The following is a 16,562-nucleotide window of genomic DNA, read 5'->3' on the forward strand; positions in this document are numbered from 1 at the left end:
AAAGCGAACGGGCCGGCCTAGTGCGGACGTCCGCAAAAAACCACATAAATCAGAAAGGTGAGGTGCACAAACAATGGCAAAAAAACTCATTGCCCTGGTTCTCGGAATCATGATGCTGATGATCATCACGGTCAGCGGTATCGCGGAGGAAAAAAGTGACCTGCATATCGCGGATGACGTGACACTGCGGTTCTTCTTTGACCTGGACCTGGCGGCAAATGTTCCCGGAATGCAGAACTACAATGACAGTGACGCGTACAAGTGGCTGGAGGAACAGACGGGCATCCATATTGAATGGATCCATCCTGCCAGCGGCACAAGCCGTGAAGCTTTCAACCTGCTCTTCGCGTCTGATGACATGCCGGACCTGATTTACAACTCCATCCCCAACGGTTTCGTTTATCCCTCCGGCCATGATATGGCCATTGCGGACGGCGTGTACGCAAACCTGAAGGATTATGAAGATCTGATGCCCAACTACATGGCCATCGTCAATTCCAACGAAACCCTGAAGCGGGAATCCGTGACGGACGAGGGAAACCGCTGGTGCTTCTTCTATATATATAAGGACGGCCGCGGCCCGAACTTCGGACCGACCATCCGTAAGGACTTCTTGGACAAGGTCGGTATGGACCTGCCTGAAACCTATGATGACTGGCACGAAGTGCTGACCGCCTTCAAAGAGCAGCTGGGCATTGAAATCCCGCTGTATGTGAATAAGGACACCTTCATGTGGTACAGTGAATTTGCCGCGGGCTACGGCGTCACCAAGGACTGGTCCCTGAACACCGAGGGCAAGGTCATTTACGGACCCTGCGAGGACGGCTACGGCGAATACCTGGACATGATGCAGCAGTGGTACAAGGAAGGTCTGATCGACCAGAGTTTCTCCGTGCATGACGGCCGCTGGCCTGAAAACGACCTGCTGCTGAACGACAAGGTCGGCGCCTTCCCGGTTTACACCTCCTGGACCGGCCATGACTACTACGCCAAGCAGGGCGCCACGAATCCCGACTTCAACCTGGTCGGCACCAAGATCCCGGTGAAGGAGGGCGGAGAAGCCCATTACCGGATGCCCGACATGCTGACGAACACCTACTGCATCGCGGTCAACGCGCAGAGCAAACACCTGGAAGAAGCCATCAAATGGATGGATGCCCAGTACAGCGAGGAAGTTGCTTTCGTGATGAACTACGGTGTGACGGAAGGCAAGGAAGACGGTTCCTACTACTTCGATGACAACGGTCCCCACTGGGGCGGACTGATCACCAACAACCCCGACGGACTGACCCAGGGCCAGGCCCGCCAGCGTTACACCACCAACAACGCGCCTTATGAGGATTACAACCGCGTGATGGGCACGTGGACAGACATCCAGCGTGAGACCCAGGCCCGCCTGATGGAAAGCGACTACTCCGCCTATATCTCCGACTCCATTACCATGACGGAAGCCGAACAGGAAGAGTTCAGCGATATCATGGGCGATATCACCACCTACGCGACGGAGTTCACGGTCAACTATGTCATGGGCAACGCCAGCCAGACCTTTGACGAATTCCGTGCCCAGCTGAAGTCGATGAACATCGACCGGGCGATTGAGCTCAAGCAGGCTGCTGTGGATCGTTTCAACGCGAGATAATTTTCGCAGCGTGTTTCTCCGGGGCCGCGGTCTGCGCACCGCAGCCCCGGTTTTTCCAAAGACCCGGGGATGATTTTTGCAAGGAACGGGGAGAATGCCTGTGGAAATAACCGCCAGGAAAAAGCCTTTCAGACAGCGGTTCCGGCGGGATATGCGGGAGAACTGGGTGGTTTACCTGCTACTGCTGCCGGTGATCATCTGGTACATTATCTTCTGCTATCTGCCGATGTTCGGTATTGTGATGGCTTTCGAAAACTTCAAATTCGCGAAGGGCCTTTTCGGCAGCGCATGGGTTGGATTCAAGAATTTCCAGAAATTCTTTTCCAGCTATTATTTCTGGCGCCTGCTGCGGAACACCCTGACGCTGAGTATCAAGGACCTGATTATTGCTTTTCCGGCGCCGATTATCTTTGCACTGATGCTCAATGAGCTGCGCAGCCGGAAATTCAAGAAGTCGATCCAGACGATTTCCTATCTGCCGTATTTCATCTCGATGGTGGTGGTCTGCGGTATGGTGAAGACCTTTACGGAATCAACGGGGGTATTCAGTCAGATCAGCCAGGCGCTGGGCGGGCCCAAGGAACTGATTTCCAACCCGGGATCCTTCCACGGGATCATGATTACCAGCGGCATCTGGCAGGGCCTGGGATACGGCAGCGTGGTCTATATTTCCGCCCTGACGGCGGTTGACCATGAGCTGTATGACTCGGCAAAGCTGGACGGTGCGAACCGCTGGCAGCAGACTCTGCACGTCACCATCCCGGGCATTATGCCAACCATTATTATCATGCTGATCATGCGGGTCGGACACCTGATGAGCGTCAACTACCAGAAGATTATCCTGCTCTACAGCCCGGCCACCTATGAGACAGCGGACACCATTTCCACCTTTGTCTATCGCAAGGGCCTGCTGGACGGGGACTACGCCTATGCCGCGGCGGTTGACCTGTTCAACTCGGTGATCAACACGATCCTGCTGGTGACGGTCAACTGGATCAGCCGCCGCAAATCGGAAACCAGCCTGTTCTGAGGAGGTGGGAAGAAAATGATCAAACGGACAAGGGGCGAAAAAATCTTCGCCGTATTCAATGTGATCCTTCTCAGCCTGATCGGTCTGGCCTGCCTGATTCCGGTCTGGCATTGCCTCTGCGCGTCCATCAGTGACCCGATTACGGTTTCCAAAACCCGGGGCCTGATTCTGTGGCCGAAGGGCGGGGTGACCACGATCGGCTATGCGAAATCCCTGCAGAACGAGAGCCTGCTGCGGGGCTATGTCAACACGATCCTGTACGTGATCCTGGGCACGGGCTTCGGGGTCCTGATGTCCATCTTTGCCGGATACGGCCTGAGCCGGAACCTGCTGTTCGGCGGGGCGATCGCCCTGTTCCTGACCTTCACGATGATGTTCAACGGCGGAATTATCCCAACCTACATGGTGGTCCGGTCCCTGGGCATGCTGGACACCCGCGCGGCCATTGTCCTTCCGACAGCGCTGTCGGTGTTCAATATTATGATTACGCGAACCTCGTTCAAGAGCATACCGGAAGGTCTGATGGACGCGGCGAGAATTGACGGGGCCGGCCATATCCGGATCCTGGTTTCCGTAGTGATTCCGGTTTCCAAGGCGATTATCGCAGTGATTACGCTCTTCAGCGCGGTACAGATCTGGAACAGCTGGTTCCATACAGCCATCTACGTCCGGAAACGCGAACTGTATCCGCTGCAGATCGTGCTGCGTGAGATTGTGCTGCAGAATACTTCCCAGGCTTCGGATGCCGGGGAAGCCACCAGCGAGCTGAATCAGCTCCATGCAATTATCCGCTACTGCGTGATTATGCTATCCATTATCCCGATGCTGTTCCTGTATCCGTTCATCCAAAAGTACTTTGTGACCGGGGTTATGATCGGATCCATCAAGGGATGAGCTGAACAGGAGAAAAGAATGAGTGAAAGAATAACAACAGTCAACCTGCATACCCATACCCGCAGATGCAAACATGCCAGGGGAATTCCGGCCGACTACGCAAAGGCCGCGGAAGAGAAGGGAATCCGGGTCCTTGGCATGACGGACCATACGCCGTTTCCGGATGACCGGGTGATCATGATCCGGATGGGCATCACGGAGCTGAATGATTATATCCGCGAAGTCCGGGAAGCCCAGGCGGCGTATCCGAAACTGAAGATCCTGCTGGGACTGGAATGCGAATATTTTCCGGAGTTTGACGATTTTTACCGGATGCTCCGGGAAAAAAAGAAAATGGACTACCTGATCGGCAGCGTGCATTTTTACATGTACAAGGGGAAACCCAAGGGCTTCTGGAACGGCTTCGTCATGGACCGGGAGGCGCTGCAAAGCTATGCGGACGCCTATACCCAGATGCTGGAGAGCGGCCATTTTTTCTTCGGCGCGCATCCGGATCTTTTCAGGGCGGCCATCGATACCTGGAATGAGGACTGCGAGGAAACGGCGGAAAGGATCTGTGAGACGGCGGCACGGCTGAAAATGCCGCTGGAGATTAACGTCAGCGGATGGCTGAAGCAGGAGCAGGACGCGAACAAGCACGGTTATATTTCTGCGGAGAAAGCCATTGCGGACGGAATTTCCTGCCCGCGGCCGTATCCGCTGGATGAATTCTGGCGGGTGGCGGCCAGGCACGGGGTCCAGGCAGTGATCAACTCCGATGCCCATGATCCGGAGGTGCTGACAAAGTATATGGAGCTCGGGTACGATATGGCCGAGCGGAACGGGGTTGAGATCATCTACCCCTTTGGAAAATGAGAGCCAGGGTACATAACCTCCTTTTTTTACAGGGAGCCTGCCGGAAGGCAGGCTCTTCTGCTTTATGCAAATAAATAAAGATCAGATATTTCAGATAAAAAAATAAAGCCCGGAAGACGGGCTTTATATATGGGTTCATTGCGAAGAGACTTTCAGCACTCTATTACTTCTACTTGCATCTTTACACGGCATTCATCGGGACAAGATATTACGCTGCACTTGCTTTTCTCTTTACCCTGGTCAAGTTCTGCACCATTAAGCAAAGCCCATATGTCCGGATAGGCATAATGCCATAATTCCATACAAACAGGCGGGCATATTGTCTTATCTTCCGTTATGATAAACTCCTGTCCCTGCGTATGAAATCCACTTCTGCATCTGCTTTCAACGATCGTCAATTTCACTTTTCTTGTTGCAGCCATTGTTTACTCTCCAGGTGGGGGGGTTGTACATTGAAAAGAACCCTTGTTCTTTACTATCATTCCTTAGATTTCGCGGTGTTAATAGAAGAAACCAGCATGCGGCGCAGATTGGTACACTGATTCATCAGGTTTTAAAATCAGATTCGACAATGCTATCGGTATCTTTCAGAAGGTTCAGCCAGTAGTCACACTCATTACACTCTTTCAGAGCAATCTCCAGCTTGGCAAAGGAGGTTGATTTGTCACGGAGCGGGCTGGGCTTCATGGGTGGTACCTCCAGTTGGATCAGTGAAGAGTGTAGAGTGATGAGTGAAGAGTGAAGTATCGAATGGGATTACTCCCATTCGATACTTGCCGGAGGCTTAGTAGTTACATCCAGCACTACCCGACTTGCATGCGGAACCTCATTGACAATGCGGGCGGAAACCCGGGCAATGAGGTCGTAGGGGAGACGGGCCCAGTCGGCAGTCATGAAGTCGTCGGTGGTAACGGCACGGAGGGCGATGGTGTAGTCATAAGTGCGTTCGTCACCCATGACACCGACGCTCTGGATGCCGGTCAGTACGGTGAAATACTGATTAACATGGCGATCCAGACCGGCGGCAGCGATCTCCTCACGGAAGATGGCGTCGCTTTCGCGGACGATCTCCGCCTTTTCCGGAGTGACTTCTCCGATAATACGGATGGCCAGGCCGGGACCGGGGAAGGGCTGGCGCCAGACCAGTTCCTTCGGCAGGCCGAGGGTCTCGCCCAGGGCGCGAACTTCATCCTTGAAGAGCATACGCAGGGGCTCGATAAGCTCGGTGAAGCCCAGCTCCTTTGGCAGACCGCCGACGTTGTGGTGGCTCTTGATGACGGCGGCGTTGGTACCCTGGCCGCTTTCGATGACATCGGGATAGATGGTACCCTGTGCAAAATAGTCCAGCTTGCCGAGGGCAGTGGCTTCTTTCTTAAAGACTTCAATAAAGTCACGGCCGATGATGTGCCGTTTTTCTTCCGGCTCCGTAACGCCCTTCAGATCCGCAAAGAAGCGGTCGGCTGCGTCGGAACGGATGAACCGTACCGGGAAGAGATGACTGAAAACATGGCAGACCTGATCGCTCTCTCCCTTGCGCAGGAGGCCGTGATCCACGAACACGCAGGTGAGACGCTTTCCGATGGCTTTGTAGATCAGGGCGGCAACAACAGAAGAATCCACGCCGCCGGACAGGGCCAGCAGCACGGTGCCGTTTTCACCGACTGTTTCCCGGATCTGGCGGATGGCTGTTTCGGCGTAGGCGCTCATGGTCCAGTCGCCGGAGCAGCCGCAGAAGCGGAAGAGGAAGTTGCGGATGAGCATGGTGCCTTCCTCGGTATGGGTAACTTCCGGATGGAACTGCACGCAGCAGATTTTCTTATCCTCATTCACCATGGCGGCAATGGGACAGTTGTCCGTTTCCGCAATAACGCGGAATCCGGGCGGGCAGGCACTGACCTGCCAGGTATGGCTCATCCAGCAGTTGGAAGCCGGCTGCATACCGCCGAGAAGACCGGTCTGTTCCTTCATCCGAACTGTAACGCGGCCGTATTCCCGCTCCTTTGCTTTTTCAACCGCACCACCCAGAAGCAGGGCGGTCAGCTGCATACCATAGCAAATACCCAGTACCGGGATACCGGCCTCATACAGGGCAGGATCGATCCGGGGAGCATCAGCATCATGGACGCTGGAGGGGCCGCCGGAAAGGATAATACCGATCGGCTTACGGGCCAGGATGTCTGCCAGGGGCATATTCCACGGGACAACCTCGGAATAGACGTGGCATTCACGGACGCGGCGGGCGATCAGCTGGGTATACTGGCCGCCAAAGTCCAGGATAATGATGGTTTCTTTTTGCTGCATAGGTTCCCTCCGAAGAGATTGGATCGAATCGTGATTCACAATGATGAATCCGAGTTATTATGAACGCAAATCCCGATTTGCGCAATAATAATTATACCATAAACCAACGAAACCGGAATAACAAAGAGGCGTTTCCGCCTCTTTGTGAAGTGTATAGTTGAGAGTGAAAAGTGTAGAGTGAAGAGTTGCACAGGCATTGGCCAATTATTGGCCGCTTTGGCCATAATTGGCCAATACCCGTGCAGAAGGATCATTGACATTGCAGCCGGGCCAGGTTTTGTTGGGCATCCAGAAGTCAGGAATCATATGAGCCTGGCCGGGATAATACTGCTCGAACAGTTCCCGGTAAAGGAGGCTTTCCTTTGTGAAGGGACGGCAATAGTCGTATTTCGCTGCTTTTTCCTCAAATTCCTGATCCGTATAGGTCTTCTCGGCATAGGCTTTCAGATCGTCCACCATGCTGTGGCCTACTGCGTCGGAGAAGGCAGCCTTCTGGCGCCAGAGGATTTCATCCGGCAGGATATGATCATCCGCGAAGGCTTTACGGATCAGGTATTTGCCCATGTTGTGATTGTTCATCTTCAGTTCCGGATCAATGCTCATGGCATAGCGCACGAACTTCAGGTCGCCGAAGGGAACCCGGGCTTCCAGGGAGTTGTAGGAAATACAGCGGTCGGCGCGGAGCACATCGTAAACATGCAGTTCCCGGATACGCTTTTCCGCTTCCTCCTGGAAGGCGGCGGCGGAAGGAGCGAAGTCCGTGTACTTATAACCGAACAGTTCATCGGAAATTTCACCGGTCAGCAGTACCCGGACGTCTGTGTTCTCATGGATCCATTTACAGACCAGGTACATGCCGATGGAAGCGCGGATGGTGGTGATATCCCAGGTGCCGAGCAGCTCCACAACCGTGGGCAGCGCTTCCAGCACATCCTTCTCATTAATGATCACTTCCGTATGGTCGCTGCCGATATAATCCGCAACCATGCGGGCATACTTCAGGTCGATGGCATCAATGTCCATACCGATGGCGAAAGTGCGGATCGGTTTGTTCAGCATTTTCTGGGCGATGGCGCAGACGAGAGAGGAGTCCAGACCGCCGGAAAGCAGGAAACCAACCGGGGCATCCGCGTCCAGCCGCTTTTCTACGCCGTCCATCAGCAGACGCCGCAGTTTGGGACAGACTTCTGCTTCTGTTTTCATGGTGAAATATCCGACGTAGGCGGGGTCTGCATACTGGATAAACTCACCGTCGATCCAGTAGTGGCCGGGCGGGAAGGGAAGAATCTTATCGCACATGCCGATCAGGTTTTTCGGTTCGCTGGCGAAGGCCATACCGCCGCCGCGAACCTCTCCGTAATAGAGAGGACGGATACCGATGGGATCCCTTGCAGCAATCAGTTTCTGCTGTTTGCCGTCCCAGAGGATCAGGGCGAACTCCGCATCCAGGGTTTTGAACATTTCCACGCCATATTCCCGGTAGAGGGGAAGCAGGATTTCACAGTCACATTCGCTTTTCAGGTCATAGGTTTCCATGAGACGGGCCCGCAGGGGACGGAAGCCGTACAGCTCGCCGTTGCAGACCACATAGTCGTCGTCCAGCCGGAAGGGCTGCATACCTTCCTCGTGCAGGCCCATGATGGCCAGACGGTGAAAACCAAGGATGCCGCCGGGAATATCCACCAGGCGGCTCATATCCGGACCGCGGGAGATGGTCCGGTCAAAACAGGTTTTGATCAGGTCCCGGGGAAAACGGGCACCGGTCGTACCGAAAATAGAACACATATCGTTTCACTCCAATTCAGAATTTCATGATCGCCGTTACCAAAGTTTCATATGGAAACTTTGACGGCTGTAATGTGGGAAGCATTAGCCGTGCTGAAGCACGGATGCTTCCGCAACAATTCAGAATTCATAATTTGCCGCTGCGGCGGGAAAAGATATCAGTGAAAAGTGAAGAATTTAGAGTGCAGAGTTGCTGAGCAATTTCAACAGACGATCGGCGGCTTCAACTGTATCAGCAGGATCACCGAAGGTGGAGAAACGGAAGAAACCTTCACCGCAGGCACCAAAGCCCTCACCGGGAGTGCCGACAACCTGGATCTCATTGAGCAGCTTGTCGAAGAATTCCCAGCTGCCCATGCCGTTCGGGCACTGCATCCAGATATAGGGAGCATTCTTGCCGCCCCAGTAGCGGATCCCGGCCTTGTCCAGCGCGGCCATGAGCACCTTGGCATTCTGCTTATAGATCCGGATGTTGTCATGGATCTGCTTTTGTCCTTCATCTGTGAAGACGGCGGCGCCACCGTGCTGCAGAATATAGGAAACGCCGTTGGTCTTGGTTGTGCGGTTTCGTACCCACATGGCATTGAGGTTCATGCCGCAGCGCTCCAGCGCCTTCGGGATGACCGTGTAGCCAAGACGAGTGCCGGTAAAACCGGCGGTCTTGGACAGGGAGCAGATCTCGATGGCACAGGTTTCCGCGCCGGGGATTTCAAAGATGCTGTGGGGAAGATCTTCCTCAATAAAAGCTTCATAAGCCGCATCGAAGAGGATCACCGCACCCCGGTCATTGGCCCAGTTGACCCACTGGGTCAGCTGTTCCCGGTTGTAAGCGGCACCGGTGGGATTGTTCGGGGAGCACAGATAGATCAGATCCGCGTCAATGCCGGGCTTCGGCAGGGGCAGGAAATGATTATCCGGGCCGGAGGGAAGATGAATAATCTCCCGGCCGGCCATGGTATTGGCGTCCACATAAGCGGGATAGGCCGGCTCCATGATCAGGGCTTTGTTGGACCGATCGAAGAGATCCAGCAGGTCGCCCAGTTCATCGCTGGCGCCGCTGGAAACGAAGACTTCCTCAGGAGAGAGGAATACATCCCGCTTCTCGTAGTGCTTTGCGATAGTCTCCCGGAGGGAGGGGGCGCCGCACTCGGGCATATAACCATGGAAGCGACCCTTTACGCTCTGATCATCCACGCCTTCATGCAATGCCTTAATAACCGCAGGAACCAGCGGCAGGGAAACATCACCGATGCCCATCCGGTAAAGATGGGTACCCGGATGATCCGCCAGGTAAGCCTTGGTCTTCTGGGCAATATGATAGAAAAGGTAGGACTCTTTCAGATTTGCGTAGCTGAGGTTGGGTGTCAGCATGGGATCAACTCCTTTGTTGCTTAGAAAATAGGAGATATTAAGTAAAACAAAAAAACAAGGCGCAGGGATCCTTTCGCAGGACGCCTTTGCCTTGTTGGGAGGTATGGTATCATTCCCTGAAAGCCTTGTCAAGGAAGAAACAGGGAATGAAAACAGCGAATACAAAGGGAATACAATCTGGGGGATTGACAGCTTTCCGGACCGGTGATAGGATACGCGCATCAGGGCAAGGGTGTCGTGCTGACGATGCACCTTGCTCTCTTTCTTTTATTATGACGCTGAGGGGGTCAGTATTATGAGTAAGTACACGAAGGAAGACATTATCCGCCTGGTACGGGAAGACGACGTGGAGTTCATCCGGATGCAGTTCACCGATATTTTCGGTCAGCTGAAGAACGTGGCTATTACAGCCAGCCAGATTGAAAAAGCCGTTAACAATGAAATTATGATCGACGGCAGCAGCATTGAGGGCTTTGTCCGCATCAATGAGAGCGACCAGTATCTGCGCCCCGACCTGGACACCTTCACTATTCTGCCCTGGCGTCCCCAGCATGGTAAAGTCGCCAGACTGATTTGCGACGTTTACAATCCCGACGGAACACCCTTTGCCGGTGATCCCCGCGGCGTGCTGAAGAAAGTACTGAAGCGGGCGGCCGACATGGGTTACTCCTTCAACGTCGGACCGGAGTGCGAATTCTTCCTCTTCCAGACTGATGAAGAAGGAAAACCCACCACCACCACTTCCGACGAAGCCGGCTACTTCGACCTGGGACCGCTGGATCACGGCGAGAGCACCCGCCGCGAGATCTGCCTGGCGCTGGAGCAGATGGGCTTCGAAATCGAAGCCAGCCATCATGAAGTGGCTGCCGGCCAGCACGAGATCGACTTCCGTTACGCTGACGCGCTGACGGCGGCCGACAACATCATGACCTTCAAACTGGCTGTGAAAACGCTGGCCCAGAAGAACGGCCTGCATGCAACCTTCATGCCCAAGCCTGTGTTCGGTATCAACGGCAGCGGCATGCACACCAATATGAGCCTTTTCAAGGATGGCAAGAACGTATTTGCCGATCCTTCCGATAAGCGCGGCCTGAGCAAGGAAGCTTATGCCTTCATCGCCGGTATCCTGGCCCACATCCGCGGCATGGCGGCGATCACCAACCCGCTGGTCAACAGTTACAAGCGCCTGGTACCCGGCTATGAAGCTCCCTGCTACCTGGCCTGGAGCGCCAGCAACCGCAGCGCCCTGATCCGTATTCCTGCTGCCCGTGGCAACGGAACCCGCGTTGAGCTGCGCTGCCCCGATCCGAGCGCGAACCCCTACCTGAACATGGCCGTCTGCCTGGCCGCCGGCCTGGACGGTATTGAAAAGGGTATGACCCCGCCGGATGAAATCACGGAGAACATCTTCGCTATGGATGCTGCCACCCGCGAAGCGAAGGGCATCAAGTCCCTGCCCGGCACACTGAAGGAAGCCGTCGACTGCCTGAAGGAAGACGCAGTGATCTGCACCGCCCTGGGCGAGCACGTGCTCGGTCAGTATGTGGAAGGCAAGGAAAAAGAGTGGGATGCCTATCGTACGCATGTGAGCAAGTGGGAAATCGACCGCTATCTGGTAATGTTTTAATTAATTCAGAATTATGAATTCAGAATTCAGAATTATATAGGATTTCCATACTGTTGCGGATTCTGTGTAATATGCGAACGTATAAGCAGAAACGCACCGGCGTGGTTCCCTATAAGAAATAATTGTGAATGATGAATGATGAATTGTGAATTAGATTAATGGAGGTGGAACCGTGGCCAGGATCGTTGTTGTCAGCCAGTCGGAAGACAGCCGCTCAAAGCTCGTCAGGCTTCTTGCCTCCTCCGGATTGCAGGTGTTCCGAAGCTGCTCATCAGGTAGTGAGCTGCGTCGGGCGCTGAGCGAAAGCGAAGATTGTGTTGTGGTTATGATCGGTTTCACTCCGGATTGTAAACCGGATGAACTGATGTGGGACTATAAGGACAGTATCCAGATCCTGCTGATTGCAAAACAGGCTGTGCTGGAGAACATCGAATCGCCGGACATTTTCCGGCTGGCGATGCCGGCTTCCGGACAGGCAGTGGTCGGTGCGGTGGAAATGCTGTCCCAGCTGCACCGGATGCGGCTGCCCCGACGGACCGGGGAGAGCAAGGATATAGTGGACCGGGCAAAGGCTGTCCTGATGAAACAGAAAGGACTGACCGAACCGGAAGCGCACCGCGCAATGCAGCAGTACGCCATGAACCACGGCATGAAGATGGCCGAATTTGCCGCTCAGATATTGGCAGCGACAAAGACAACGGAGGAATAACCATGACTGACCGACAGTATCCTCTTTATCATAAAGAACTGGAACATGACAGCTGCGGCGTGGGCGCCGTGGTGGATCTGAATGCGAAAGCAACTCACCGGACGGTGGATCAGGCACTGTGTATTGTGGAACGCCTGGCGCACCGGGCAGGCAGCGACGCGGAAGGAACTACCGGAGACGGCGTGGGCATTATGACCCAGCTGCCCCATACACTGTTTGCAGCCTGGGCCAGGGAAGAAGGAATCGCCCTGGGCAACCCCGGAGATTACGGTGTGGCTATGTTCTTCCTGCCGGAGGATGAAGTCGGAGCTCAGAATACAGCAAGAATCTTTGAACAGCTGGCAGAATCCGAAGGGATTCAGGTACTCGGGTGGCGGGAGGTACCCTGCCACCCGGCCCAGCTGGGTGCGGGAGCACGGCGGACAATGCCGTGCATCCGACAGTGCTTTTTAAAAAGGCCGAAGGAGACCGGTGCCGGTCAGGACTTTGACCGGCGGCTTTTTATATTACGGCGTGTTTTTGAACACCAGGACACGGACGCATATGTATGCTCCCTGTCCAGCCGTACGATCGTCTACAAGGGCATGATGCTGGTGAACCAGCTGCGTTCTTTCTATGACGATCTGCAGGACGTGCGCTATGCCAGCAGTATGGCGATGGTGCACTCCCGTTTTTCTACCAACACTTTCCCGTCCTGGAGCAAGGCACATCCCCAGCGGATGCTGCTGCACAACGGGGAAATCAATACCATCCGCGGCAATCATGACCGGATGAAGGCGCGTGAAGAAACCATGCGCTCCGACGTGATGGGTGCGGAAATGAAGCGCGTACTGCCGGTGGTTGATCCGGACGGAAGCGACAGCCAGATGCTGGATAATACCCTGGAGTTCCTGGCGATGAACGGATTCCCGCTGCCGCTGGCTGGAATGATCCTGCTGCCGGAACCCTGGCAGGGACTGAAAAAAGAAACAGCCTGGCGGGATCTGTACCGCTACTATGCCACGATGATGGAGCCCTGGGACGGTCCCGCGGCAATCCTGTATTCCGACGGCGACACAGTGTGCGCGTCCCTGGACCGGAACGGCCTGCGTCCGCTGCGCTGCGCACTGACGGATGACCGGCGGCTGATCCTGACCTCCGAGGCAGGCGTGCTGTTTGAAGAAAATGCCCATATTTTGCGGCGCTGGAAGCTGAAAGCCGGAGACGTGCTGGAAGCTGACCTGAAGACAGGCCGGTTGACGGAAAGCGAGGCCCTGAAGACTCGCTTTGCCCAGGAGCATCCCTATACGGAATGGATGCAGAAACTGGTCCGCTTGGAGGATCTGCCGACAACTGAAGTAAAAGAGGATATTCTGCCGGAAGCCGAGCGGGAAAAGCTCTGCAAGGCATTCCATTATACATGGGAAGACGTGCAGGACATCGTACTGCCGATGGCAGCGAAGGGCACGGAACCCATTGTTTCCATGGGTGCGGACGTGCCGGTGGCGGCGCTGTCGAAAATCCATCCGTCTGTGTATGACTACTTCCGCCAGCGTTTCGCGCAGGTGACCAACCCGCCGATTGACGCACTGCGGGAAGAAGTGAAAACCGACTGCTCCATCTATGTCGGCGATGACGGCAACCTGCTCTCCCGGGAGGCAGGAAACAGCGCCGTGCTGGAGCTGCCTTCCCCGGTGCTGACCGAGGAGGAGCTGCAGCGGATCCGGGAGATGGATCATCCGGACTTCTCTGTACGCACAGTCTCTTTGCTATATGATAAGAAAGGCAGCCTGCGGGATGCCCTGGAACATTTCTTTGCTGTATGTGACCAGGCCTGCCGTGACCATATCAATGTCCTGATCCTGTCTGACCGGGGTGTCGGACCGGACGCCATCGCGATTCCCTCGCTGCTTGCGGTGTCTGCCCTGGAACAGCATCTGATCAAAAAGAAAAAGCGTACTGCGGTTTCCGTGATCCTTGAAAGCGGTGAGCCCCGGGACGTGCACCAGCTGGCCATGCTGATCGGCTTCGGTGCCCGGGCGGTGAACCCGTACCTGGCTCATGCCTGCGTACGAGCCCTCTGCGCGGATGGACAGATTGACAAGACTCCGGAAGAAGCAATCCGGGATTACAACAAGGCGCTGACTGCCGGTGTGCTGAAGATCGCTTCCAAGATGGGTGTATCCGTACTCCAGGCATACCAGAGCGCCCAGCTGTTTGAGGCTGTGGGTCTGGATCAGAGTCTGGTTAAGACCTATTTCACCAATACACCCTGCTCCCTGGGCGGAACAGACCTGAACCGGATTGAAGCAGACAGCCGGTATCATCATGAAGCCGCGTTTGCCGCAGCCGGCGCAGAAGGACTGGTCAGTGAAGGCAAGCACAAGTACAGAAGAGGCGAGGCAGCAGAAGAACATCTGTATGCCCCGGAAACTATCCATCTGCTGCAACAGGCGGTATGGACGGATGACCGGGCTGCCTTTGACAAATATGCGGCGCGGATTGAGAACGAAGGACCGCGGACCATCCGCTCCATGCTTTCCTTCAATTACGATTCCTGCCGTCCTGTTCCGCTGGAGGAAGTGGAAGCCGCATCCGAAATTGTGAAGCGCTTCCGGACCGGCGCTATGAGCTACGGTTCCATTTCCCAGGAAGCCCATGAGTGCATGGCCAAGGCAATGAACCACCTGGGCGGCCGCTCCAACAGCGGTGAAGGCGGCGAACTGCCGGAACGCTTCGGCACAGAACTGAACTCCGCAATCAAGCAGGTAGCATCCGGCCGCTTTGGCGTGACGCGGGAATACCTGCTCTCAGCAAAAGAAATACAGATCAAGATGGCGCAGGGCGCCAAGCCCGGCGAGGGCGGACACCTGCCCGGCGCGAAGGTGACCGACAGCGTGGCGAAGACCCGCTGCTCCACCCCGGGAATCTCCCTGATTTCCCCGCCGCCGCATCATGATATTTATTCCATCGAGGATCTGGCTGAACTGATTTATGACCTGCAGTGTGCCAACGAGGACGCGAAGATCACCGTGAAGCTGGTGTCTTCCGCCGGCGTGGGTACCATTGCCAGCGGCGTGGCCAAGGCCGGCGCCGGCGGCATCCTGATTTCCGGCGGTGAAGGCGGTACCGGTGCCGCACCTATGAGCAGCGTGCATCATGCGGGCCTGCCCTGGGAGATCGGCCTGGCGGAAGCTCATCAGGTGCTTTGCCGCAACCGGCTGCGCCAGACGGTTACGCTGGAAACAGATGGTAAGCTGATGACCGGACATGACGTGATGGTGGCATTGCTGCTGGGTGCGGAACAGTTCGGCTTCGCGACGGCGCCCCTGGTTACCATGGGCTGCCGGATGATGCGGGTCTGCCAGCTGGGTACCTGCCCCTTCGGTATCGCGACCCAGAATCCTGAACTGCGCAAGCGCTTCAAGGGCAAGCCGGAATACGTGGAACGCTTCATGCTCTTTGTTGCGGAGCAGATGCGGGAGATCATGGCAAAGCTCGGCGCACGGACTGTGGATGAACTGGTGGGCCGCAGCGACCTGCTGGTGATGAAGGATGACGCAGCCATGGACCTGAGCGACCTGACCGGATTTGCCCGGAACACGCACTTCCAGCCGGCGGCGAAGTTTGATTTCCACCTGGCAGAACGTGCGGACGTGCGGCTGTACCAGGATCATGTACATCTGATGACAACAGACCGGGCTTTCGGCACAATGCTGAAAGGCAACCGGCATATCCAGGCCCAGGGCTGCGGCGGTCAGTCCTTCGGAGCCTTCCTGCCCCATGGACAGGAGATCACCCTTTACGGTGTGGCAAACGACTACCTGGGCAAAGGCCTTTCCGGCGGAACGCTGGCAGTATGCCCGCCCGCGGACAGCATCTGGAAGAAGGAAGATACCCTGATCGGCAACGTGGCCCTGTACGGTGCGACCAGTGGCTATGCCTTTGTGGCCGGTATGGCGGGCGAGCGTTTTGCGGTGCGCAATTCCGGCGCATGGGCCGTGGTTGAAGGCGTGGGAGACCATGGATGCGAATATATGACCGGCGGCCGGGTGGCAGTGCTGGGTCCTGTGGGCGACAACTTCGCGGCAGGCATGAGCGGCGGCGTGGCTTGGGTGCTGGACGAGGACGGCCAGCTTCAGAACCGGTTGAACACCGGACATGTGAAGCTTTATGAAGTCTCCGCACAGCAGGCGGATGAACTGAACCGGCTGCTGGAGATGCATGTGAAGGCGACAGGCTCTGAGAAAGCCAGAGAGATTCTGGAACACTTCAGCGATTATCTGCCGAAGTTCAAGGCAGTAATCTCTGACGAATACCTCGCCTGGATGAATAATTAAGAATTAAGAATTCAGAATTCAGAATTATTAGT

12 protein-coding genes are annotated in these 16,562 nt (G+C 55.5%); 7 read left to right on the forward strand and 5 right to left on the reverse strand.

The window, feature by feature from the left end; genetic code table 11:
• Positions 1 to 73 precede the first annotated feature (73 nt).
• The 4 genes from JYE49_RS14785 to JYE49_RS14800 all read left to right on the forward strand — a co-directional run bounded on the left by JYE49_RS14785 (position 74) and on the right by JYE49_RS14800 (position 4,418).
• The gene (locus JYE49_RS14785) at positions 74 to 1,639 is read left to right on the forward strand and encodes an extracellular solute-binding protein (protein ID WP_093956853.1); all 1,566 of its coding nucleotides are present in this window, start codon (positions 74 to 76) and stop codon (positions 1,637 to 1,639) included.
• A gap of 94 nt (positions 1,640 to 1,733) precedes the next feature.
• Positions 1,734 to 2,669 (forward strand): ABC transporter permease, encoded by a 936-nt coding sequence (locus tag JYE49_RS14790; RefSeq protein ID WP_093956852.1) that lies wholly within the window; start codon positions 1,734 to 1,736, stop codon positions 2,667 to 2,669.
• A 15-nt stretch (positions 2,670 to 2,684) separates the two neighbouring features.
• On the forward strand, positions 2,685 to 3,563 hold the full coding sequence (locus JYE49_RS14795) for a carbohydrate ABC transporter permease (protein WP_093956851.1): 879 nt from the start codon (positions 2,685 to 2,687) through the stop codon (positions 3,561 to 3,563).
• 18 nt (positions 3,564 to 3,581) lie between these two features.
• Positions 3,582 to 4,418, forward strand: coding sequence for a histidinol-phosphatase (locus JYE49_RS14800; protein ID WP_093956850.1), 837 nt, complete (start codon positions 3,582 to 3,584; stop codon positions 4,416 to 4,418).
• Positions 4,419 to 4,570: 152 nt separating this feature from the next.
• Here JYE49_RS14800 and JYE49_RS14805 read toward each other — a convergent pair whose 3' ends face one another.
• From JYE49_RS14805 to JYE49_RS14825, 5 genes are all read right to left on the reverse strand, one after another.
• A complete protein-coding gene (locus JYE49_RS14805; RefSeq protein WP_093956849.1) occupies positions 4,571 to 4,840 on the reverse strand; it encodes a TIGR04076 family protein in 270 nt (89 codons plus the stop codon).
• Positions 4,841 to 4,964: 124 nt separating this feature from the next.
• Positions 4,965 to 5,105, reverse strand: coding sequence for a four helix bundle protein (locus JYE49_RS14810; protein ID WP_143754477.1), 141 nt, complete (start codon positions 5,103 to 5,105; stop codon positions 4,965 to 4,967).
• Positions 5,106 to 5,174: 69 nt separating this feature from the next.
• A complete protein-coding gene (gene guaA / locus JYE49_RS14815) occupies positions 5,175 to 6,719 on the reverse strand; it encodes a glutamine-hydrolyzing GMP synthase (protein WP_093956848.1) in 1,545 nt (514 codons plus the stop codon).
• Positions 6,720 to 6,923: 204 nt separating this feature from the next.
• Positions 6,924 to 8,504, reverse strand: a complete 1,581-nt coding sequence (gene asnB, locus JYE49_RS14820; RefSeq protein WP_093956847.1) for an asparagine synthase B — start codon at positions 8,502 to 8,504, stop codon at positions 6,924 to 6,926.
• 177 nt (positions 8,505 to 8,681) lie between these two features.
• Positions 8,682 to 9,875, reverse strand: a complete 1,194-nt coding sequence (locus tag JYE49_RS14825) for an LL-diaminopimelate aminotransferase (protein WP_093956846.1) — start codon at positions 9,873 to 9,875, stop codon at positions 8,682 to 8,684.
• Between the two features lie 295 nt (positions 9,876 to 10,170).
• On the opposite strand from JYE49_RS14825, the gene glnA reads away from it, so the two are divergent.
• The 3 genes from glnA (at position 10,171) to gltB (ending at position 16,530) form a co-directional block, all read left to right on the forward strand.
• Positions 10,171 to 11,502, forward strand: coding sequence for a type I glutamate--ammonia ligase (glnA, locus tag JYE49_RS14830; protein WP_093956845.1), 1,332 nt, complete (start codon positions 10,171 to 10,173; stop codon positions 11,500 to 11,502).
• Positions 11,503 to 11,674: 172 nt separating this feature from the next.
• Positions 11,675 to 12,211, forward strand: coding sequence for an ANTAR domain-containing response regulator (locus tag JYE49_RS14835; protein ID WP_093956844.1), 537 nt, complete (start codon positions 11,675 to 11,677; stop codon positions 12,209 to 12,211).
• A 2-nt stretch (positions 12,212 to 12,213) separates the two neighbouring features.
• Positions 12,214 to 16,530 (forward strand): glutamate synthase large subunit, encoded by a 4,317-nt coding sequence (gene gltB / locus JYE49_RS14840; RefSeq protein ID WP_093956843.1) that lies wholly within the window; start codon positions 12,214 to 12,216, stop codon positions 16,528 to 16,530.
• The last annotated feature ends 32 nt before the right edge of the window (positions 16,531 to 16,562 follow it).

It is taken from the genome of Aristaeella hokkaidonensis (assembly GCF_018128945.1).
Lineage (GTDB): Bacteria > Bacillota > Clostridia > Christensenellales > Aristaeellaceae > Aristaeella > Aristaeella hokkaidonensis.

Excerpts from the sequence above, each read along its gene's own strand:
- JYE49_RS14825 (WP_093956846.1), bottom strand. The coding sequence starts at position 9,875 with ATGCTGACACCCAACCTCAGCTACGCAAATCTGAAAGAGTCCTACCTT.
- JYE49_RS14790 (WP_093956852.1), top strand. The coding sequence starts at position 1,734 with ATGCCTGTGGAAATAACCGCCAGGAAAAAGCCTTTCAGACAGCGGTTC.
- asnB (WP_093956847.1), bottom strand. The coding sequence starts at position 8,504 with ATGTGTTCTATTTTCGGTACGACCGGTGCCCGTTTTCCCCGGGACCTG.
- guaA (WP_093956848.1), bottom strand. The coding sequence starts at position 6,719 with ATGCAGCAAAAAGAAACCATCATTATCCTGGACTTTGGCGGCCAGTAT.
- glnA (WP_093956845.1), top strand. The coding sequence starts at position 10,171 with ATGAGTAAGTACACGAAGGAAGACATTATCCGCCTGGTACGGGAAGAC.
- JYE49_RS14795 (WP_093956851.1), top strand. The coding sequence starts at position 2,685 with ATGATCAAACGGACAAGGGGCGAAAAAATCTTCGCCGTATTCAATGTG.
- gltB (WP_093956843.1), top strand. The coding sequence starts at position 12,214 with ATGACTGACCGACAGTATCCTCTTTATCATAAAGAACTGGAACATGAC.
- JYE49_RS14810 (WP_143754477.1), bottom strand. The coding sequence starts at position 5,105 with ATGAAGCCCAGCCCGCTCCGTGACAAATCAACCTCCTTTGCCAAGCTG.
- JYE49_RS14800 (WP_093956850.1), top strand. The coding sequence starts at position 3,582 with ATGAGTGAAAGAATAACAACAGTCAACCTGCATACCCATACCCGCAGA.
- JYE49_RS14785 (WP_093956853.1), top strand. The coding sequence starts at position 74 with ATGGCAAAAAAACTCATTGCCCTGGTTCTCGGAATCATGATGCTGATG.
- JYE49_RS14805 (WP_093956849.1), bottom strand. The coding sequence starts at position 4,840 with ATGGCTGCAACAAGAAAAGTGAAATTGACGATCGTTGAAAGCAGATGC.